The 21,148-nt window shown below is 53.2% G+C and carries 18 protein-coding genes and 3 pseudogenes; 14 read left to right on the top strand and 7 right to left on the bottom strand.

The features are described 5' to 3' along the window. Positions 1–666, top strand: coding sequence for a hypothetical protein (locus tag N4Q37_RS06905; RefSeq protein WP_260956283.1), 666 nt, complete (start codon positions 1–3; stop codon positions 664–666). Between the two features lie 120 nt (positions 667–786). On the opposite strand, the gene N4Q37_RS06900 is transcribed toward N4Q37_RS06905, so the two are convergent. Together N4Q37_RS06900 and N4Q37_RS06895 are read right to left on the bottom strand one after the other, a co-directional pair. Continuing rightward, entirely contained in the window at positions 787–1,956 is a 1,170-nt protein-coding gene (locus tag N4Q37_RS06900; protein ID WP_260956281.1) for an HNH endonuclease, read from the bottom strand. A gap of 101 nt (positions 1,957–2,057) precedes the next feature. Continuing rightward, on the bottom strand, positions 2,058–2,234 hold the full coding sequence (locus N4Q37_RS06895; RefSeq protein WP_260956279.1) for a DUF3606 domain-containing protein: 177 nt from the start codon (positions 2,232–2,234) through the stop codon (positions 2,058–2,060). A gap of 245 nt (positions 2,235–2,479) precedes the next feature. Here N4Q37_RS06895 and N4Q37_RS27840 point away from each other — a divergent pair. The 6 genes and pseudogenes from N4Q37_RS27840 to N4Q37_RS06870 form a co-directional block, all read left to right on the top strand. Next, a pseudogene (locus N4Q37_RS27840) lies at positions 2,480–2,608 on the top strand (pPIWI-associating nuclease domain-containing protein); the annotation flags it as partial. Positions 2,609–2,854: 246 nt separating this feature from the next. Further along, complete coding sequence (locus tag N4Q37_RS06890) at positions 2,855–4,696, top strand: ATP-dependent nuclease (RefSeq protein WP_260956277.1); 1,842 nt, start codon at positions 2,855–2,857, stop codon at positions 4,694–4,696. Next, on the top strand, positions 4,693–6,456 hold the full coding sequence (locus tag N4Q37_RS06885) for an ATP-dependent helicase (protein WP_260956276.1): 1,764 nt from the start codon (positions 4,693–4,695) through the stop codon (positions 6,454–6,456). The genes N4Q37_RS06890 and N4Q37_RS06885 overlap by 4 nt, the downstream gene beginning before the upstream one ends. A 331-nt stretch (positions 6,457–6,787) precedes the next feature. Continuing rightward, positions 6,788–7,351: an alkyl hydroperoxide reductase subunit C gene (gene ahpC / locus N4Q37_RS06880; RefSeq protein ID WP_260956273.1), complete on the top strand. Its 564-nt coding sequence runs from the start codon at positions 6,788–6,790 to the stop codon at positions 7,349–7,351. A gap of 129 nt (positions 7,352–7,480) precedes the next feature. Continuing rightward, complete coding sequence (gene ahpF / locus N4Q37_RS06875) at positions 7,481–9,046, top strand: alkyl hydroperoxide reductase subunit F (protein WP_260956271.1); 1,566 nt, start codon at positions 7,481–7,483, stop codon at positions 9,044–9,046. A 393-nt stretch (positions 9,047–9,439) separates the two neighbouring features. After that, positions 9,440–10,219: a hypothetical protein gene (locus tag N4Q37_RS06870; RefSeq protein ID WP_260956269.1), complete on the top strand. Its 780-nt coding sequence runs from the start codon at positions 9,440–9,442 to the stop codon at positions 10,217–10,219. Here the strand turns inward: N4Q37_RS06870 and N4Q37_RS06865 are convergent. From N4Q37_RS06865 to N4Q37_RS06855, 3 genes are all read right to left on the bottom strand, one after another. Beyond that, positions 10,216–10,812, bottom strand: a complete 597-nt coding sequence (locus tag N4Q37_RS06865) for a hypothetical protein (RefSeq protein ID WP_260956267.1) — start codon at positions 10,810–10,812, stop codon at positions 10,216–10,218. The genes N4Q37_RS06870 and N4Q37_RS06865 overlap by 4 nt on opposite strands. 40 nt (positions 10,813–10,852) lie before the next feature. Then, a complete protein-coding gene (locus N4Q37_RS06860; RefSeq protein ID WP_260956265.1) occupies positions 10,853–11,200 on the bottom strand; it encodes a hypothetical protein in 348 nt (115 codons plus the stop codon). A 242-nt stretch (positions 11,201–11,442) separates the two neighbouring features. After that, positions 11,443–11,898, bottom strand: a complete 456-nt coding sequence (locus N4Q37_RS06855) for a helix-turn-helix domain-containing protein (RefSeq protein ID WP_260956264.1) — start codon at positions 11,896–11,898, stop codon at positions 11,443–11,445. Between the two features lie 174 nt (positions 11,899–12,072). On the opposite strand from N4Q37_RS06855, the gene N4Q37_RS06850 reads away from it, so the two are divergent. The 3 genes from N4Q37_RS06850 to N4Q37_RS06840 all read left to right on the top strand — a co-directional run bounded on the left by N4Q37_RS06850 (position 12,073) and on the right by N4Q37_RS06840 (position 13,893). Next, positions 12,073–12,801 (top strand): metallophosphoesterase, encoded by a 729-nt coding sequence (locus N4Q37_RS06850; protein WP_260956262.1) that lies wholly within the window; start codon positions 12,073–12,075, stop codon positions 12,799–12,801. Between the two features lie 207 nt (positions 12,802–13,008). Beyond that, entirely contained in the window at positions 13,009–13,314 is a 306-nt protein-coding gene (locus tag N4Q37_RS06845; protein WP_260956260.1) for a hypothetical protein, read from the top strand. Between the two features lie 120 nt (positions 13,315–13,434). Then, positions 13,435–13,893: a DUF6957 family protein gene (locus N4Q37_RS06840; protein ID WP_260956258.1), complete on the top strand. Its 459-nt coding sequence runs from the start codon at positions 13,435–13,437 to the stop codon at positions 13,891–13,893. A 76-nt stretch (positions 13,894–13,969) separates the two neighbouring features. On the opposite strand, the gene N4Q37_RS06835 is transcribed toward N4Q37_RS06840, so the two are convergent. After that, positions 13,970–14,278 carry a hypothetical protein gene (locus N4Q37_RS06835; RefSeq protein WP_260956256.1) on the bottom strand — a complete coding sequence of 103 codons (309 nt, stop codon included), beginning with the start codon at positions 14,276–14,278 and terminating at the stop codon, positions 13,970–13,972. A 496-nt stretch (positions 14,279–14,774) separates the two neighbouring features. Between N4Q37_RS06835 and N4Q37_RS06830 the strand changes: the two genes are divergently transcribed. The 3 genes and pseudogenes from N4Q37_RS06830 to N4Q37_RS06820 all read left to right on the top strand — a co-directional run. Then, complete coding sequence (locus tag N4Q37_RS06830) at positions 14,775–15,995, top strand: HipA domain-containing protein (protein WP_260956253.1); 1,221 nt, start codon at positions 14,775–14,777, stop codon at positions 15,993–15,995. Positions 15,996–17,584: 1,589 nt separating this feature from the next. Next, the gene (locus tag N4Q37_RS06825; protein WP_260956251.1) at positions 17,585–17,758 is read left to right on the top strand and encodes a hypothetical protein; all 174 of its coding nucleotides are present in this window, start codon (positions 17,585–17,587) and stop codon (positions 17,756–17,758) included. 325 nt (positions 17,759–18,083) lie between these two features. Further along, positions 18,084–19,268, top strand: a pseudogene (locus N4Q37_RS06820) (ShlB/FhaC/HecB family hemolysin secretion/activation protein); the annotation flags it as partial. Positions 19,269–19,307: 39 nt separating this feature from the next. On the opposite strand, the pseudogene N4Q37_RS06815 reads toward N4Q37_RS06820, so the two are convergent. Beyond that, positions 19,308–19,664, bottom strand: a pseudogene (locus N4Q37_RS06815) (3-methyl-2-oxobutanoate hydroxymethyltransferase); the annotation flags it as partial. A 277-nt stretch (positions 19,665–19,941) separates the two neighbouring features. Between N4Q37_RS06815 and N4Q37_RS06810 the strand changes: the two are divergent. Next, positions 19,942–20,910, top strand: coding sequence for a methyl-accepting chemotaxis protein (locus tag N4Q37_RS06810; RefSeq protein WP_390897903.1), 969 nt, complete (start codon positions 19,942–19,944; stop codon positions 20,908–20,910). The last annotated feature ends 238 nt before the right edge of the window (positions 20,911–21,148 follow it).

Genomic DNA, 21,148 nt, shown 5'->3' with positions numbered 1-21,148 from the left:
ATGAATACCAAATTAAAAAGACAGTCTACATTTGACCTGTATATAACTGGGCGATCAGCCCATGTCGAAGCAATTGTCGCTCAAGCGATTAGCACTATCGATGCTTCAAAATATGGACTTATCACCGACTATTGCAAAACGTTAAGTGCGATCATCACACAGCTCAGAACTGCCAAGGCGGTCAGCCCAAGCTCTCCGTACTTTAATAAAGAAGTAAAGCCATTCAGTTATACTACTTTGTTGCGAAATAAAGCATATCGGGAACTGGTCGACAGGGCGTTCAACGGTAGTAGGGTTGCTGGGGGAGAGCTAGAAGAAGAGTCAGATGAAGATGTCGAAGGGCTGAAACTTCAAGTAGTTAGCCTTTTGGCGCAAGTAAATATTATGAAGGATAGGATAGTCGCGATAGATTCCGGTCGCGGACTTGCGTCCATTGATAATGCTGAGGCTGAAAAAGTTATTGCCAAACTCAACCATCGTGTCGATGTGCTAATTCGGGTTAATCAGGATGTCCTGAATTCCGTTAATGGTGCGTTCAGGCTCGTTCTCGATCCCACCGAAAAACAACCAGTGCCCGGTATGTATGGGCCGAGAGGGTTTGTCGCAAGCCTTGACGATCTAGATGAAATTCAAAAGGCAATGAAGGAGCATCCCCTGACGCTCTGAATTTTAGAGGTTCATCAACGGTGAATGGTTTATAGCATTCATTCTGTTGAGCTAAGCGCTGTTCGTTTAGCTCCTCTCCGGATACCCCATCGGAGATGGGGCATATATCGGAGAGTGGCTTCAATCATCACCATTGCTAGGCTTGAGCATTGACCGAATTTCAGTTGGACTCATCCGATACAGATTGTGGAATTTTCTTTGCTCCACATGTACTAGGGTATGGCACCCATTACATAGCGAAATCAGATCGAAATCGTTTTCAGCTCCTAACCTGTCGTAGAGGATGTGATGCACGCATTCGGCGGTGTTCTTACACGACTGACACTGATAGTCATCCCTATCGAATATACGAGCACGCGTCCTTGCCCATTCCGGTGAGTCATAGTAGGTGCCGAACCTGGAATTATCTTTCCAGCTCAGCTCTCTTCGTTGAAGCCTCTGCTGGATGTTGACCTTGTAGTCCTGAAAGTCGTTTCTCGACGCTTCAGATCGTCTCCGAGCCCATGCTGAAAATTCTTCTTTCGATCTTTTGGCCAACGCGTCATCGAAAGGAGAAAGAAGTGCCCAGTCGGGGTGTTTGCTTTTACTTGCCGCTCCAACGTGGTGTCCGCACGTTATACATTGCATAACCACAGCGTTTCCACCCGATGGGTAAGTTCGAAGGCGTGCGTCTATCAGCTTATGGTCACAGCTTTCCAAGCATGGGGCAGGATCGACTCTTCGAAATTTGTCTTCAAAGGCCGTTCTGTCGTAATCCGGTATATCACTGCCATTTCGCATCTGCGCTTCATATACGGCCCAGCGGGCCTCTGACCAAAGGGTTCGCTCAGCAGTGAGGCGGTGGTAGAGCCCTTCATCGAAGTCTGGCAGTGTGCCAAGGTCATGCCCGTTTTTGGGAAGCGACCTCGGCTGCGTTCCGCACTCTGGGCATTGAAGTACGACGTGCAAGGCACCGTTACGGAAAATACGTTTCGTCGGCCTGGCCTGGGTATGTTGGCAGCTGGAAATATTTAACTTTGGAGGCTCTGGATGCTCTCGGTCGAAGCGTTCAACGGCAAGTTCGGCGGCGCTTTTGTAGCGATCAAACGCCCTCTCAGGAAGATCGTACTCCAGCTTGAGTGTCCGAATTTCTTGCTGTAAAGCCAGGATGGTTTTTACTGCGCTTGCCCTTGAGTCCGGAGCGGCGTCTTCATCTAGTGTGATGCAACTCGCTTTGAATTCCCGAAACCGCAGATCGAAGAATTTGCCCAGGTATTCATCGAGAGGATTGTCATAAAAGGGGTATCCCATCTTGCTTCGTGCTTCCTTGATGGCGTGCTTTTATAACTTGCCGCATTTATCGGTACTCAACAGGGGTGGCGAACCCGCAGGAGGTTCGCCTGCATCATCTGTCACTTGTTGAGATGAGCACGCACATCGTCAGCCCAGGTACCGACAGCATCGACTGCCTTTTTGAGTTCAGTCTCGGTGCAACTTAGGGATTTGCACCAGTTTTTGACCTCAAAGGGGTCGTTGATGTCGATGCGCTGAGCGTCGGTAGGGTGGGTAATGTGCTTATTGTCCGGCATGATGAACATCCTTAATGATTGATGGCGAAACGCCATCCAAAGGAGTGAGGGCGCCCATACCTGATTTCAAGAGGGCGAGTAAGCTATCCACCACTCGTTCTAGAGTGGCTGCGTGCATGGCTGCCCATCCAATGGATCAACAGATAGTCAAACTAGTCATCAGTAGCTTCTAACTCAACCTGTACTTGGCCGCTATGCGGTACCTGTCGGATACGGCAACCAGATTCGATTAACACTTTGCCTATTCGATGCGTGAGGTCAGCAGGCAATTCCTGCACCGGCTTGTACCTGATGCTGAGGTTGTAAGGTGCCCTTGGTATAGGCGCATCGCCAAAGAGGAGGGAGCCATTGCCAGGTTGGTGCGAGCTGCCTAGGCTATCCACGGTGATCTTCCTGAGGGGGAGCTGGGGCGAAACTCTAAGACTCGATATCGTTGAGATGATCAAGTGCCTGAAGGTCGGCAATCGACGGGGTAGCTATACGCATGATGTTTTGAAACGAATGGGCGGGTAACGGCAACCCAATTCCTAATACGTAAAGCGGTAAACCAAACAAAAAACATTGTTCCCATGTGTTTCTGAAGCCTTCGAGCACAGGGTATCCAGGGAAGTAAATTCTGTATGCACATTAGTCGAATCACGATCAAGAACTTCAGAAACTTTAAGCATCTCGACGTTGAGCTTGGGCAGCATGCTGTTGTCCTTGGCGAGAACAAGGTGGGCAAGACGAATCTGTTGTTCGCTTTGAGGATGATCCTAGATCCGACCCTTCCTGACTCAGCGCGCAGATTGCGTCTTGATGATTTCTGGGATCGCCTGCCTAGGCCGCTGAAGGCTGATGATGTAATTGAAATTTCGGTGGAGTTCAGCGACTTCGAAGGCAGCGAGGAGCTGCTGGCAGTGCTCGCCGACCATCTGATCCAACCTTCGCCCATGGTGGCGAAGGTTACGTACCGCTTCCAACCGATCGCAGGCATTGATCGAGTACCACGAAGCGAAGCGGACTATGAGTTTGTAATCTTCGGTGGTGATCGCCCGGAAAACTCGGTCAGCTACGAATTGAGACGGTGGATGCCAATGGACCTGTTCCCCGCGCTTCGCGACGCGGAGTCGGATCTTGCACGGTGGACGCGTTCCCCACTGCGACCGTTACTGGACCGAGCGGCTCAAACCATTGACGAAGAAGAGCTGGAAGAGATCGCCAAAGAGGTGCACGCAACGACATCAAGGATTGCAGGCTTGCCTCAGCTTGCTGACGTGGTGAAGCAGGTCAATGGCCAGCTCACAACAATGATCGGTGATAAACATGCAATCGAAACGGCTCTGGGCTTTGCGCCAACGGAACCCGAACGGTTACTTCGTGCATTGCAAATGATGATTGATGGAGGTAAACGAAGGGTTGCGGAGGCCAGCCTTGGCTCCGCAAATGTGCTGTACCTTGCGTTGAAGCACCTTGAGCATCAGTACTTGGTGGAAGAAGGGGAGCGGCAGCACACGTTCTTGGCAATCGAAGAGCCCGAGGCGCACCTGCACCCGCATCTACAACGCTTGATCTACCGAAACTACCTAAAAACTCGTGATGAGGATCAGCAAGGTCAGGAGCTGCGTAGCATCCTACTGACAACGCACTCGCCAAATGTCGCCAGCGTTGCTCCGCTCGCCAACGTCGTAGTGCTAAAAAATGTTCCAGAGGGAGGGCATACGGTTGCTCGATCCCTCACGGGGATCAAACTCGAATCTGCTGATCAAGAGGATCTGGAGCGCTACATCGACGTAACGCGCGGTGAGCTTTTCTTCTCGAAGGGCGTCATCCTGGTAGAAGGCGATGCCGAAAAGTTCCTCCTGCCTACGCTAGCCAAGTTGTACGATAAGGCCTTCGATTTCGATGCCATGGGCATCACTGTCTGCTCGATCGCCGGGACCAATTTCGCTCCTTACGTAAAGCTACTTGGACCTGAAGGGCTCGACATCCCATTCGCTGTACTCACCGACTTCGACCCGAAAGGCTCAGAAGTGAGCCAGGAAGATGACGATCCGGACGGCGGTGGAGTGAACGACAACTACGGGGAAAATCGAGTGGTGAATCACATCATGCAGAATTTGATTCCCGAAGATATTTGGGATGGGCTCGAATTCCATGAAGTGCTTGAGCATGCACCGGGGTACGGCATTTTCCTCAACAAGTTCACCTTTGAGGTCGATGTATTCAAGGCCGGTGCTGAGGAGCACTTCAAGACGGCCGCTCTGGCGCTGTCGTCCAACAAGAAGATGCATGCACGCTTCAGCGCATTGGCAATTGACCCCACGTCCTTGGATGCGAAGCAGTTTCTCAAAGATATCGACTCTATCGGCAAAGGGCGGTTTGCCCAACGGTTGGCTTCAGCACTGCTCGCGGCAAAGGCTGATGTATGTCCCGACTACATCAAGAATGCCTTGAAGTACATGCAGGAGAAACTGGGATGAGCATCGCCAAACCAGCCTATCTCGTTGCCGCTGAGGATTTGCGCGGTAACGAGGATCAATGGAATGCCTACGAGTCGACAGGCAACTGCGTCATCCTGGCAGGCCCCGGTAGTGGGAAGACCAAGACCATCACCGTCAAGATCGCCAGGCTGCTCGCGGAGTCAGTGCGCCGCCCGCAACGCATCGCCTGCATCACCTATAGCAATGCCTGTATTAGCGAGCTGAGATCGAGATTGACAAAGCTTGGTGTTGAAGATGGGAATCGCACTCTCATCTCCACCGTGCACTCGTTCTGCTTGACGGAGCTCGTACTACCTTACGCGGCAATGGCTGGACTTGCCGTGCCCACCCCACTGGCCGTGGCAACGCCGGCAGAGTCTCGCCAGCTCTTCGGCGAGGCTTACCGCTCCGTGCGTGGCGAAGCCCCGAGCAGCTCTTCTCGCACAGCGTGCGACAAGCTGCGACGCACCATCCCAGACCGAGACTCTGACGAGTGGCGGGCGTGGGCTAAGCGAGAAACACGTGTTGTCGAAGCCTACGAAGATCTCCTCCTAGCACGGGGGCTGATCGATTTTGACGGCATAGTGCTCGCAGGTCTGGAATTAATCGAGAAGCACGAATGGGTGCGGCTAGCCGTGCGGGCGAAATACCCCGTCGTGGTGATTGACGAGTACCAAGATCTCGGTTTACCACTGCACCGCATAGTGCAGGTATTGCTTGATGCGGGGGTGAGGGTCATCGCCGTAGGAGACCCGGATCAGTCGATCTATGGATTTACCGGTGCCAATCCGGCCCTGCTAAAAACTCTGGCGCAAAACCAGCGTGTAGAAGCCATAACACTCAGGATGAACTATCGCTGTGCCGATCGCATCATTGCAGCGTCCAGGTCGCTCTTTCCGGACCGCGCAGAATTCCAATCCCATGATGACCGGCAAGGTGAAATTCGCATCCACAAGCTAGAGCGTGACCTCGCGGGACAGGCAAAGTATGCGCTCGAAACGCTGGTCCCAGCCCTGCTCGACGCCAATCCGACTTGGAAGCCAGGCGACATAGCCCTGCTGTATCGGTCCATGGCTGAGGGTAAGCAGATTGCCATGGCAGCTGATCGTATACAAACGCGCTACTTCCGCCTCGACAATGGTTCACCTATCAAGCGCACACGCCTCACGGAGTGGCTAACAGAGGCCGCGCAATGGTGTGCCGGGGGATGGCAAACGGGGCAGGTGCAACTTTCGCAATTGCTCAAGTCCTGGCAACGCATGCAACGCACAGGAAAGAGCGAAGCTCAGTGGCTTGCTTCTCGTAAACGGGTGATTGCAGCTCTTTTCTCATTGCGGGATGGCCACCTGTCGCTTTTCAAATGGCTAAAATCTCTAGCTGAAGCTGTCCTCGACGAAATGCTCCGCAGCGAACTTGGCCTGAGCGACGAGATCGACATCCTCGCTGACCTTATCAACGAGGCGGATACGGGTGGGGCGCTTGAAGAGTTCACCGTCGAGATCTTTGGCAACCAGGGCAAGAGCCCAGATCAAATCAACCTGATGACGCTTCATAGCTCAAAAGGACTGGAGTTCCAGGCTGTCATCATGGTCGGTCTTGAGAAAGGCGCATTACCAAGTAGTTATGATAGGACTCCCGAGCAGGTGGAGGAGTCCACACGCTTATTCTACGTAGGCGTTACCCGCGCCAAATCCCAGGTCCACTTGACGTTCAATACTATCGAGTCGCCACTACTCACTACGATTCGAACGGCGACCTAGCAGTGTCCACGGTTTCCCTCGGGAATTTGGGCGGGTAAACGGACAACTCATGGGCTGAGTTGATCGTCTTTGGAGTTGGCTGCTTCAAAGCATGACATTGAGCGAGCCTCTCGATCTTGCCGAGGGCAGCCAGTTGGCAATGACCGGAAGTGAATGAATCGAAGGTTTGACAGGTAACACTCGTCGGATCCTGAATAATCCTGAGCTATTGTTTGTAAGTACATAATAGAAAAATTGGATCGATAGTTTTAGATTTGCCAATGAGCCAACCGTCCGTCGAGTGGGTAAAGTTCTCTCCATCAACTTCACAACCCCTGATGGAGAGTCATCGATGCCTATCATCAACAGCCAAGTTAAACCGTTCAAAGCTGACGCCTTCAAAAACGGCGACTTCGTAAAAGTCTCGGACGCTGACCTGAAGGGCAAGTGGTCTGTGGTGTTCTTCTACCCAGCCGACTTCACCTTCGTCTGCCCAACCGAACTGGAAGACCTGGCTGACAACTACGACGCGTTCCAGAAACTGGGCGTCGAGATCTACAGCGTTTCCACCGATACCCACTTCGCTCACGCTGCCTGGCACAACACTTCGCCAGCCATCGGCAAAATCCAGTACACCATGATCGGCGACCCTGCCCACGTCATTTCCCGCAACTTCGACGTGCTGATCGAAGAAGCTGGCCTGGCTGACCGTGGCACCTTCGTGATCAACCCTGAAGGCCAGATCAAGATCGTTGAGCTGAACGACGGTGGTGTGGGTCGTGACGCTTCCGAGCTGCTGCGCAAAATCAAGGCTGCCCAGTACGTCGCTGCCCACCCGGGTCAGGTTTGCCCAGCCAAGTGGAAAGAAGGCGAGGCCACTCTGGCTCCATCCCTGGACCTGGTCGGCAAGATCTAAGTCCGTGACACGCTCCACAGGGCGGAACTCCGCACCTGCTTAGTAAGCTGCACCGCCCAATAAAACGCCCGGGCGAGATTCGCTCGGGCGTTTTTTTATGCAAAGAATTTGATAAAGGAAATCGCCCGTATGTTGGACGCCAATCTGAAAGCCCAGTTGAAATCGTACCTGGAACGGGTCACCCAGCCGATCGAGATCGTTGCATCCCTCGACGACGGTGCGAAATCCCAGGAAATGCTCGAACTGCTGAAAGACGTTGCCAGTCTTTCCACCAAGATTACCTTACTCGACAACGGTGACGATGCACGCAAGCCGTCGTTCTCGATCAATCGCCCCGGTCAGGACATCAGCCTGCGTTTCGCCGGCATCCCGATGGGCCACGAATTCACCTCGCTGGTACTGGCCTTGCTGCAAGTCGGTGGTCACCCATCGAAAGCCAGTGCCGAAGTCATCGAACAGATCCGCTCGCTCAAGAGCGAGTTCAGCTTCGAGACCTACTTCTCGCTGTCCTGCCAGAACTGCCCGGACGTGGTACAGGCGCTGAACCTGATGGCGGTGCTGAACCCGAACATTCGCCACGTCGCCATCGACGGCGCGGTGTTCCAGGCCGAAGTCGATGAGCGCAAGATCATGGCGGTGCCAAGCATTTACCTTAACGGCGAAGTGTTCGGCCAGGGCCGCATGGGTCTGGAAGAAATCCTCGCCAAGATCGACACCAGCGGCGCCGAGCGCCAGGCCGAGAAAATCAGCGCCAAGGATGCCTTTGACGTGCTGGTGGTCGGCGGTGGCCCAGCCGGTGCTTCGGCAGCGATTTACGCAGCCCGTAAAGGCATTCGCACCGGTGTCGCGGCGGAGCGTTTTGGCGGTCAGGTGCTGGACACCATGGCCATCGAGAACTTCATCTCCGTGCAGGAAACCGAAGGGCCGAAACTGGCCAGCGCCCTGGAAGAACACGTCAAGCAGTATGACGTCGATATCATGAATCTGCAGCGTGCCACCGCGCTGATTCCGGCGAAGAACCAGGGCGACTTGCACGAAGTTCGCTTCGAAAGCGGCGCCAGCCTGAAAACCAAGGCGCTCATTCTCGCCACCGGTGCCCGCTGGAGAGAAATGGGCGTGCCGGGCGAGCAGGAATACAAAGCCAAAGGCGTGTGCTTCTGCCCGCACTGCGACGGCCCGCTGTTCAAGGGCAAGCGTGTTGCGGTGATCGGCGGCGGCAACTCCGGTGTCGAAGCGGCGATCGATCTGGCGGGTATCGTCAGCCATGTCACGCTGCTGGAATTCGACAGCAAACTGCGCGCCGATGCGGTGCTGCAGCGCAAGCTGTTCAGCCTGCCCAACGTCAATGTCATCACCAGCGCGCTGACCAGCGAAGTGAAGGGTGACGGCGAGAAGGTGAATGGTCTGGTCTACAAGGATCGCGATTCGGGCGAGTTCCACACGGTCAACCTCGAAGGCATCTTCGTGCAGATCGGTTTGCTGCCCAACACCGACTGGCTCAAGGGCACCGTCGAGCTGTCGCCTCGTGGCGAGATCATCGTCGATGCCCGTGGCGAGACTTCGCTGCCAGGTGTGTTCGCCGCCGGTGACGTGACGACTGTGCCGTACAAGCAGATCGTGATTGCGGTGGGAGAGGGCGCCAAGGCTTCGCTGAGTGCCTTCGATCACCTGATCCGGACTTCGGCTCCGGAGTAAGTGCCAAGGCTGACCAAGAAGCCCTGCAAGTTCTAGCTTGCAGGTCTTTTCCCATTTCCGACGGATCATATGTATCAAACGGATGAAGCCTTGCCGGAGTGGACTGATGATGGCTTTCGGGTAGCAAAAGGACGTCTGTGATGCTTGCCATTGTCCTGGTTGATTGCGATCATTTTGCCATTATTTGCAGTCAGATTTTATCGAGTAGGCATCGGTGCGAAGCTTGCTGAACTCAGGGGAACTGGTGGGAATGACGGAACGACTCAAGGATGAATTTTTGGCGTCGATCGGTGGCGTAGTCACACCCGATATCGTGGTATCCAGCCCATCGGTCGCACGGTTGTTAGGGTGTGAGTCGATTGCCAATATTACCGCTTGATGGGGAACACTGAAGTGACGCAGGGAGATATACCTCTACGGGATATGGAATCGAACGCTGTGTCTCGATTCTCGAAAGCCTTCGAAGCCAGGTTCGACACCACCCATGGTGAAGAGAGGGCCGGTTGGGCTAACACGACACTTGGAGCGCAGGACGCGGAATTCGCAGATCACCTTGTCGCGGCAAACGCCCGCTTCGCAATCATTGAGTTCAAAGCAACGCTTGAAGCGATAAGGACTGAGGCAGGTAAAGATCTCCGAAAGAAGCTCTTCAACGAATTGGCGCTGAGACGAGATTTTCTCAGGCGTTGCCTGGATCTCCACATGATTTGTTGGAGCACAATTGAAACCCACCAACCGGCAGGATATCCGATACCGATCCATGAAGAGATTGACCTGCTTAACCGCTACGCCGTGAAGGTGGCGCGATTTCTAAAGGTAGACCTCCAACTGAAGGCAGGCCGGGACATGTCGACCGAAAAATTCCTGGATCGATTCATTGGGGCCCGTATAGTCGGCGGTACGTACAAGCGCTTTAAGAAATATCTGGACGAGCTCGGCGCGATTGCCGGCGGGGTGAGCGGGGACAGTTCAACTATTCAGGGTATGGTCTTTGTTTACCTCCCGGGAGACGAAAAGGCCCCTGGGAGATACGCTCATGCCCGATTTCGAGGGCTGGAGGAGCTTAATCTTCTGATGCAGCCACTTGGTATTGAGAAAGATCATCAGCTCCAACGCTCCAAGAACCTCGAACGCGATACGCCTTCTGACAGAAGCTTTGGCCCCAGCTTCTAACGGCTGGCTGGTGGCGCAACAGGCGCAGCGGGTGGGCGGCTCCAAATTTTCTGGAGCTCAGCCTTCTCTTTGGGGGTGGCCTTACTCCAGATTAATTCGAAATGCGCAGCATTTTGCCGAGTCTCCCGTTCAAGAGGGGACTCCCGGAGGCTGGCAAAATAAACAGCACCGAAGATCGCCAAGCCACTGACCACAAGAAATCCGATTCCCAATCTGAAAATGAATTTCCTAGATTGTGTAAAGCTCTGGTCGACCCGATTGGCTGCCAGCTGGTTCGCCTGGGCTGATTGGGCGAGTGCCTCAGTGGCGCCGGTAAGTGACGCCTGCACGCCTCGGAATGCTGCTTCATGAGCGTGCTTTGCAGCGACCAGGGCCACCTTATCCGCATTAGCCCACGCGCGCTCTGCAGTCACAACTTGCTCACCGATTTTTTTACTGGCAGCGTCAACTTGCGCAGTGAATTGTCTAGCCTGGACAAGCACTGCTTTGCTGTCGCGAATCTCATCGTGAAATCGGTCGAGCTCTTCGGTAAGTCTTTCAGAGCAGGCGAGGAAGTCCTCGTAGGTCGCCGTCCAGGTATTTACATTCTTCATTTCTTAACCATTAGCCTTGATTGTCATTGCCGGGCGGTCGTTACTCGCGTGGCCGCTCAAGAGATAGATCGAGACGTTGTGAATTGTCGCAGTGGCGCAAGAGATCTGGGCTGAAATTATGCCTCCCACCAAGGCCGCCATTTTTAAGAGGATCATTTAACCTCAAGGGAAGGCGTCGAACATTTAAGGATTCTTCGACTGAGATGTCGGCCATGACCGGAGGTGTGATGGATTGAATTTCTGCCTGAGGTTCGATATTTGGTGTGAGCGACTGCTCGACTGTTGGGTTACTCGTTGATGCTCCTGAAAAATGCAAGTCGAGAGCGAGGCCAATTTGCTCCATGATCCTCTGCATATGGCGAAGGGAAAAGCTTACATCCTTACGCATTGGATTTGGCACCTGTCTCAGCTTTAGTGAATACTCTAAGGGCCTACTGAAGCACGGAACCTTACCCTTGAATCGCAAGCTCGCACTCTCCAGTATTCTTGCCAGCCGGTCCGCAAGAAAACCCTACCTTGCGATGACTCAATGTTTTCTATGAGAGCCAACCCTAATCGATAGCCACCTGGAGCGGTGGTTGGCTAGACGAGGGAAGAGTACGAGCACTGGCCTACTCTAATGTGCCAAGCTTAAGACTGACGATGCCAATGGCGCCGAACCGTCGACTCCGCCATACCCAGTTCCCGTGCAATTTCAGCTTGCGTAAAGCCTTTATCCTTCAGCTCCTGTACTTCGCTTCGAGCTTTCGCTGCTGCAGCCACTCGAGGGTGTGGCCCTTTCTCAGTTTCCAGCGCAATGGGGGTCTCGAGTAGAGATCGGGAATGAAGGTCTCTTTGGGCAACCTCCAGGACCTCACTCGCCGTCAATTTTTCATGCGCTGCACACACCAGGGTCATCAACGCGACGGGATGTAGCTTCAGAGCATTGCTCAGTTCGATGATCGCCTCAAGGCTGGGCGAGGTCTTTCCACTCTCAATTTGGCTCACGTGTGATTGAGCGAGCGTATCGCTCAGATCATCTTGCTTGATGCCGCGTCCCGTTCTTAAGAGCTTTAGCGCCGCGGCGAATGCGATTCGCACAGACATTTTTCTGTCCCATAAAAACAGAGGTGTATGCCGCGTTTGCTATCCGCCACTCAAATCTATATATTGATATGAGTGGCGGTATCGGATCCTTTGTTCATTCATGACGCATCAAAACCCAGCCCCACTCTCGAGTTGGTTGTTTCAATTTAGCTTTAAATCGAGATCGGTCTACAGATGAAGCTATACGTGCTTTCAGATCTGCATAACGAATTTTCTCCCTTCGAGATTGTGCCCGCGGAGTACGACTTGGCCGTTTTGGCGGGGGATGTTGATGTCAAGTCGAGGGGAGTGGGGTGGGCAAACGAGGCTTTCTCGTGTCCCGTGATTTACGTGGGTGGTAATCATGAGTTTTACGGTGGCCACATCGACTACACGTTGCAGAAGATGAAGGAGGCTGCCCTCAGTCATGTCCATGTTTTGGAAAATGAGGCCTTCGTTTTCAACCAAACACGCTTCCTTTGTGCAACAAGCTGGACTGATTTTTCTGCAACGGGAGACGCAGTGGCTGCTACCCAAATTGCTCAGGATTGGATGAACGATTTCCGAGTTATCCGCGCTGAAAACTACCGGCGTTTACGCCCGTCCGATGTCGTCAGCCGAAACCATTTCTCGCACGAATGGTTAGCGGCGGAATTACGAAAACCGTTTGATGGAAAAACTGTCGTCGTGACGCATCACGCGCCGCTCTACGAACTGGTCGGTGATAAACATGATGGTCATCTGAACGCTGCTTATGCGAACAATTGGCAGGACCTTGTAGAGAAGGCAGACCTTTGGATCTTTGGTCATACCCACCGATCCATTGATGTCCAAATAGGTCGGTGCCGCGTGGTCTCGAATCCTCGCGGTTATCCCAACTCACAGACCGGTTTTAATCCCGCTCTGGTGGTCAACGTCATCTGAGTTGCGTCTTGAAAGCCACTGATAGTCGATGGCTTCTTCTCATTCCCGATTTTCTAATGCGACGGGGATCGCTGTTCAGGCTCAGCGTGAAGGGTGGGCTGGGCGGTACACAATTTGGATGAAATCAGGAGCTGTGAGTGGAATACGGCACGAACGAAAGCAAAATCGCGGTAAATAGTCTGATTGATTGTCCAAGGATATCACAGCATGAATGACCCACTGTGCGTGTCCATTCCAGAGACCGTCACAACGGCAATGGCAATGGATTTTGGTATGCCTGTTACCGCTTACTTGCTGGCAGCTGTCGACAGCCCACCGATACTCATGGGCACGGTGTATGGCGATACCAAAGGACGGTTCAGAGAGGGCGCCAGCATAAGAACATCGAGGATACAGAAGTCCCATTTTATTGAGGGGTATTGGCTGTTTCAGACGATCGGAGGCAGCACTTATGTTGTGGTGAGTTGGGTTCCGCCTGGTGGCAATATTTATATGAATCGCATTTATCACTGACACCTCATGGGAGGTTTGGAGCGATCCAGTCCGACGTGCTGTCGAGTGATGGTAGTACTGGATTCCATGCAATCAAGATCCTGCCAAGCAACAGGCAGGGTAGAGCAGATTAGAGTGGCAATGAAGAAGACGACCGCAACGGATGCCCAGCTACTGGGTGATTTGCTTTTTGGCGCTGCGCAAATAATAGGGGGTTCCAGACTCGATGATGATGAGTTGATCAGGGTCGCCAAAGAATTATTTGTGGAAAGGCAATTTTGTATCGTCCGACACTGGATGTTGGTTGATGTCATGCTGCCACAATTCCACGCACGGGAAATCCAAAAGCAGGGGTTAGAGGCGACCATCTTGTTTGCCCAACAGGCTGTATTCGATAATCAAGGTAAGCATCAGGAGGGGGGCATCATCCTCAGCGACTACCAGCGTGATTTTGACGGCTGCATTTTTGAAAGCAAAGACACGCTGTACATCTTGGCCGGCCGTGGAGCGCGCAAGCATGCGAGCTTGCCTGCAGTCGAGGCGCTCGGGGACTCGATCGATGACTCGTCATCCTACACTTGGAAAACGCATGGCAACTGAAGGTCTGATGAGGCGGTATGTTGAGATTTGAGCCTTCAGTTGATGACTATTGGAGTTTGCTCAGATGTTCCTATCACTATTTTTGGATCGGAAATGCTCCTGATTCTGATAAGTAATAAAATTGAGCTTTTATCCCAATGCTCTGCCCTAAATGATAGTAGTTGTTGCAGAGTATTTCGGAACTGATCAGCGACTCCACTGGAGTTGTGAAGGGGATATAGCCAATGGGCACAGGCTTGTCTGGTTCTGAGGGGTGGGTGTTTAAGTGAAATACAGCAAAAGAGTCCTTATGCTCTTCGTCGGTGGAAAGCTGAATCTCCCAATCGCAATGCTCATTCAGTGTTTTGTTGTACTGCTTGATATATTCCGCAGAGTTGTAGTTCATGACACTCTCCTTTTTTTGTTATGAGTTAATTATAAGAATGGAGCAATGACGGTCGCAACCCTCTATTTCGAAGTTTTAAGAGCCCGGCTGTGGCGCGAGAAAGCATGTGAGTGTGCCTGCTGTTGAAGCGTGACGTGCTTTTAAAACACTGACGTAAATGAATGATTGGCGAGAGCAGCACTGCAAGAAAATCTGCCAGGGCTCGTCTAGTAGGCTTTCGGGAAATTGAGAAAATAGCCCGTTTAGGCGGAACCCCTTGCTCGTACTTGGATTGAGTCAGAGACGCTAATCGAGCACCTATTTCCCGCTGTCTGGGGGTATCGACACCTCCTAGAAACTCTGCGGACTCATATTGATCAAGGCACAGTGAGGCTTCGGTTATTTGCCGATACGTATGGAATCCATCACACTCCAAATTCATTCGGAAGGCCATTGGCACGATGCAGTGGTAGTTAGCTTCGACTCACCTGGAGATAGCCTTCGAAGCCGATGCACTATGAACTACCTGCCCGGATATCTTGTGGATCAGTTCATTCAACTGGGTACGGTAAAAGCCCCGGCCGTCAGCGCGAATATCCCACTGGAGTGGGATATTCGACGAGAGCTTGCCCCAGCTTTTCTGCACGATATCATCCCGGCGGGTGCTGCACGTCGGCACATCTTGTCGAGAATGGTAGTACCACCTGGGGTGTCGATTGATCTCTTTCTGCTGCAGCAATTCGCCGCCGCTCCCATTGGGCACACGCGCGTAAAATGCGCCGCCGAAACGCTGTATCCCACAAGCGAAGTGACTGGTGGGTCTACGCGAGCAGAGGTTGTTCAGGAAGGAATGGGCTTTCTCGACCAGGCCAGGGAATCGGGATGGCCAATAATCGGCGCGCTTGGGGCTGGGGGCGTAGCTCAAAAAATGCTGCTTGTTGAGGATGCATGGGGGCAGTTTTATCCCAACGGAGCGCTAGACGACGCAGATGTGTGTCGACATTGGTTCGTCAAGTTCCCGCGTAACAACGCAACCAAATTAGATCGAGACATCCTGCATTCCGAATACTGCTTTTACCGCGCGCTGGGCGTGTTGGGGATCGACACGATCGCCGGCGAGGGGCTGGCATACGAAGCGGCGAAAGTGCCCAGTATTTGGATGCAAAGATTCGACCGCAAAGTCTCTTCGAGGGGGATTGAGCGTATCGGGGTGGAGTCAATGTACTCGCTCTGTGGCATCACCCAATCGGTTATCCGTATGGATCATGTCGATGTCGTGGATCGGCTAGCGAAAGCATGGATTGCCGCAGACCAAGAATCTGAAATACCGGACATGATTAGCGAGTATCTGCGACGGGATTTGATCAATCTGATTGTCGGGAACACCGACAACCATTGCGGAAACCTCTCGATCCTTCGGAGTAAAGAGCGAGTGAGCTTTGCACCCGTTTACGATCTCGCTCCCATGCTGCTGGATATTGAAGGCATAGTACGACGCACCCGGTGGCCAACAGCAATGGAACGATTAGGTTCGGTCGATTGGGCGGCTGTTTGTACTCACTTTGCTCATTGGGCAAATCCGGAATGGCTGTTGGATCGCTTACGGGCGGATGCTTGTTTGCTGCTGGCGTTGCCGGATCTGCTACTGGATCTAGGACTGCCCCAGGAGGTTTGGCGCTCGCCGCTGATTCCGTTGAGTCGTCTGGAAAATACGTTTCGTAGTTGGAAGTTGATGTGATTGATCCAGGCAACCACTTGAGTGGACTTGGTCGACCAGCAGCTCGTAGAAATCTTCGTCTTTCAGATCCCCCTGGTGCAGCTTTTTTTTCGCAGCAGCGCTGCCAACCAGGTGGCGACAATGAGGTTTGTGTCTATGTTTATCCGTTACTGAAGAAAAGCGTACAGGTCTACCCAGAAGCCCTCCTGACCTCCTAGTGCGAAGTCTTAGCGAAGTGCGATGCAACTGACTGATGAGGCGAATGCGAAAGAATGGGTATTTCTGTATGACTACCTAAAGAGTCTTCAACACACCTAAAAATCCCGCATTCACTCGGGTAATCATCTATCGGTACGAACCCTCGTACTGCCTGAGCAATACCTCGCGGCCGTTTGTGTTCAAATCAAAATCAATCCATGTTGCAGCTCTCTCTATGTGCGGCAAGGTGCTGCATCTCGCGTACCCAGCTCCTGAGGAAGCGACGCCAGTCGCTTGCGTAACTACCTTCAAGCAATCGAGTAGACAAGGCGCTCGCCGCTTCGAATCTGGCGCGCCAGGGCTGGGGTATATGCTGGTCGAGCACAATCATAAAAGGGTAGCCTTCGGTACCCACGTATTGCGTTTCGGGTATCCATCAGTATTTCCCGAGCACAGTAATCGAACTTCAAACCGCAAAATGTCTAACCACATACTAACAGCGTTAGTTCGCTGAGAGCGTTCAGAATTGCGTTGAGCAGTGTCGGGTGCGGAGCAGGAGGGGCCATCTTGGGGGCTGTTCGATCGTGGTTGGCCAGGCTGTATTTCACTGTTTAGTCGTGTTGAAATTTTATTCATTTTCAACCCTTGAATGTTTTTGAGCGAAGGGTCTTTATGCCTGCACGGCGTTCGTTGAACGCCGACTCTCGAATCACTTCATGTTGGTCGCCGGATTGACCTGGCAACACAGCGAAGACTATGCGCGCGAGCCGCGCCCTGTTGTATTTGCATGACACCTTCGATCCTTGGCAAGGAACCTGCCATTGCCGATTGAGCCGATATCGTCATATGCAGATATGCGCTGAGGGATTGAGTCGTCAAGATAAAGCCAGAACACCGACGGCACCGTAAGCCTTCAACACGCAAAACACCAAATGTCGGCGGGATCTCAAACCTGTCGCAGGGATTTAATGCGGGTCAAACCGCTTTCGCTTGGAGAGGCGTGGAGAGGAGATCGAGAAATGGTGCAAGAGGATCCCGGGGGGCATATCCAATAAGAACTCGCTCACCGTGCGTGCCGGTTCTCAGGTCGTGCCACCTTCACCACTTGACGTTCTACCAAAGTTCGAGAAGGCGGATTAAAACTCACCGACTCTGTACACAAAATTATTCCAAGAAAAATTACGGTATGTTCAGTTGAATATTCGTTTTCGACATTATATCAACTGGTGAAAATCAGTGTGACAATGGAGTAGGTATATTCCTGCCTTTAGTAGGGGATTCCTTATTGATTTTCAGAATTACCCTGCTGTTATAGTCGACAGTTTTCGATAAGATATTACCGTCAAGGAGTCCGAGTGGAGCAAAACGCGTCCGAGGGGACGGCTGAGAGAACCCACGCTAAGGAGCTAACCATGTATGATTTTGAGAAGGACCTGATTGACCAGTATCTCAATGAAATTGGCGCTCTCTATGCAAAAGCAGCGAGCGGAGAAAACGTTTCCGAAAGAGTAAAAGAGTTAGCTGCTCAGTACTGCGAACGTATCAAGACTTTAGAGTCCAACATGCTGATGCGAAACACTGAGTAGCTCAAAGCGGTTGAAGAAAAGGCGGCGAGGTCGGTAGCTAGCCAGACCGATTTGTTGAGCCCTAAGTTGGCACCTAGGTAGGCTGCGGCGAAAGCAGGCAGGTTACAGACGGCAAATGGTGCTTGCAGTTAACCTCAGATTAGTTTGCCTTTACAGTTACACAGACGCGGCGGGTATGCTGGTCGATACGGCTAACATCGGTTTTCCTACTGCTTTTTATTTTTTCGAAATAAATAATTCACGAAGCTGTAATTGAGTTTCTAATTGACGATTGCACAGCATTCTCTCCCCAATAGCGGTAAAGAGCCATGTCGAGGGATTGAATATGTACCCATCCGCCCTCGTGGGGAGGCTGTGCCTGGCTTTACTGTGCCTTTCTTCGCTGAATCTTGCTCACGCCGCCCCCACCCCTGGTGAAACCGATCTGATCCGCGAGCGTCAGGATCGCTTGCTCGAAGAGCAGCGTCGGCGTCTGGAGGAACTCAAGGAATTACCCGGAAAGGCAGCCAAACCTACTCAACCGACGGCCCCGGCCGACGCCCGTTGTTTCCCCATCAAGGACATCGAACTCAAAGGCGCCGACAGTCTCTCGGACCGCGAGAAAAATCGCCTGCTCAAGCCATATATCGGTCAGTGCCTAGGCGTCCCGCAGCTCAACGAGTTGCTGAAAGTCATCACCGATCACTACATCGAAAAAGGCCTGGTCACCAGCCGTGCCTACTTGCCGCCGCAGGATTTGTCCGGCGGGCATCTGAAGGTGCTGGTGGTCGAGGGTCGACTTGAAGGGTTGAAGGACGCGCAGGGCAGCCAGCTGTCGGACCGTGAACTGAGGATGGCTTTTCCCGGCAAGAGCGGTGAGCTGGTCAATCTGCGGGAAATCGAGCAGATGGTGGATCAGCTAAACCGTCTGCCATCAAATCAGGCGCAGATGGAGTTGTCCCTGGGCAAAAAGGTCGGTGGCAGCGAAGTGCTGGTCAAGAACACGCCGCAGAATCCGTGGCGTGCCGGGTTGTCGCGCAGTAATGACGGCCAGCGCAGCACCGGCGAGAAGCAGTGGGGCACGACGTTTGATTGGGACAGCCCGCTGGGCCTAGCCGATCAGTTGATGCTGCGCGGCGGTCACGATGCGATGACCGATCACCAGCACACCTCCAACAACGCGATGCTCAATTACAGCGTGCCGTGGGGCTGGTGGAACTTCAATTATACCTACAGCCAGAGCGAGTACCGCTCGCGAGCTCAGGCCAACGGTTTCAATTTCAAGCAGACCGGCGACAGCGAAAATCATCAACTGCGCGTCGAGCGGGTGATCCATCGCGACGCCCTGAGCAAGACCTCCGTCAGCACCGGCCTCTCGTACCTGCGCACCAACAACTTCATCGAAGACAGCAAGCTCAAGCTGAGCAGCAACCGCATCAGCGAAGCGCAGTTCGGCATCAACCACGGTCGGCGGGTCGGCACTGCCTTCGTCAACCTCGACCTGGATATGCAAGAAGGTAGGGACGCATTCAAGGACAAGCATGGCTGCGCCCGCATCTGCCAATGTCATCGCGTCCTCTCTCAACTGACGAGCTTTCAATTCATCACGGCCCTGTACTTTGAAACTGCCAAACACGTTGACTGATTGCAGAGTTAATCCGAGATATGGACACACAGGAATGCCCATTTTGAGTAGTTGTGCGACAGCACTTTTAAGCCATTCACCGCCTTTAATCTTGACCATCTCGGCACTTGCCTGCATGACCGTCATGGCATCTTCCAGCATCCGATTAAGCGATCATGCAGAGCTGAAAGGTAGATCCGCGACGATGAGCGCATTGCTATTACTAGTCGACAGGCACCGAGTGTGGTTAGCGATATCTTCGATGGTCACCGGCAGGGTAGTGGGGCGGCTTTGAGAAACCATACCTAACGAATCTCCAATAAGGAGTACTTCTACACCCGCTGGCTATCCGATGCTGTAGGTAGGCGGGAAATCATTCTGTCTTGAAAAAACGGATAAGGGTCTGCAAAAATCGGATAGTCCCGGCTTTTAACCTCTCGCTAGCATGAATAGCCCTTACGCCTCTTTGAAGGCCTGGGTGCATTTATCTACGCCTGTCCGGCCCGGCTGTTGCGGGTTGTACCTATAACAATAACGAATCGAGTCCGACAAGCCTTACAGGCATGCGGGCCGGGGAATCATGATGCTGAGACTCACGAAGCGCACTCACCTGGCGGCTCTGATGCAGGGCGGCGCGGTAATGGCCTGTCTTGCCACAGGTTTTTATCCCCAGCACCTTTACGTCTGTTTACCGGTCATCGTGCTGGCGCTGATCGCGGCGGGCTGGTTGTATCACTTCGAAAACGTGGAGAGGGTAGAGGTGCGGGTCGAAGTGCCGGTAGAAGTGCCGGTAGAAACCAGGTTGCTGCCAATGGAAACCTCTCTCGAATCCGACGGTAAGCCTGAGTATGAGCCACTAACGCTTCATCCGCTTCTACGCAGTAATATGGGCGAGTTGAGCCTGGCGATCGGAGAGACCGAGAAAGACATGCATTTTGCCAACCAGTTGGCACGCGAAGCGGGTGGTAAGGTTAATGCCAGTTCGCAGAGCATCCAGACCTCAGCCACTATTTTCTGCGAGCTCAATCAGTCTATGGAGAAACTGGCTCAAACGTTCGTCGAGCTGGGTGGCCAATCCGTGCAAATCAGAGGGTTGGTCGGCAGCATCCAAGACATCGCCCGGCAAACCAACCTACTGGCCCTCAATGCCGCTATCGAAGCGGCTCGTGCGGGCGAGCATGGTCGCGGCTTTGCCGTAGTGGCCGATGAAGTGCGTAACCTTTCCAAGCGTGTCGCTGATTCCAGTGCGCAGATCCTTCAGATCGCCCAAGGCCTGGAGCGTACCGCCGATGACGCCCGTGGTGGTATCGATGACCTGAGCGTGTCGGCGCGCAACGGCCTAGCGCAGTCCGATGAGGCGCTGCAGTCGATGCAAAGCTTGCGTGACGCTGCCGTGGCTCGAATGGAGATTGTCGAACGAGTCATGTCGCGGCTGGCCGAGCAGCAGCTGCTGGCAGCTCAGGTGGAGTCGTTGCTGCCTGAGTCGGTGCATGTCGAGCACGTGTCTTATCCGGGACGGGCAAGCCGGCGACCAGCCCGTGTTCAATAAACTATTACCAGCGTCGTCAAAGGGGAAGAGGTAACTCCGTCCTGAGGCGTATCCGGAGCCAAACGGTGTCCTATCTTTGATGGGCCTCGTTCGGGCACAAGGTCACGCTGGGCCATCACTCAAGTATGTAGTGCGGTGATAGTGGGCGCCGCTGCGCAGGACATAGAAGGTTGTGATCGCGCACGACCGGCCGAACTTGAAATGTCTATGCGTTCCAGCCTGGCCTGGTCGGTTCAGT

The organism is Pseudomonas citri (assembly GCF_025336485.1).
GTDB classification, from domain to species: domain Bacteria; phylum Pseudomonadota; class Gammaproteobacteria; order Pseudomonadales; family Pseudomonadaceae; genus Aquipseudomonas; species Aquipseudomonas citri.
This window is presented reverse-complemented; position numbering and strand designations above follow the sequence as displayed.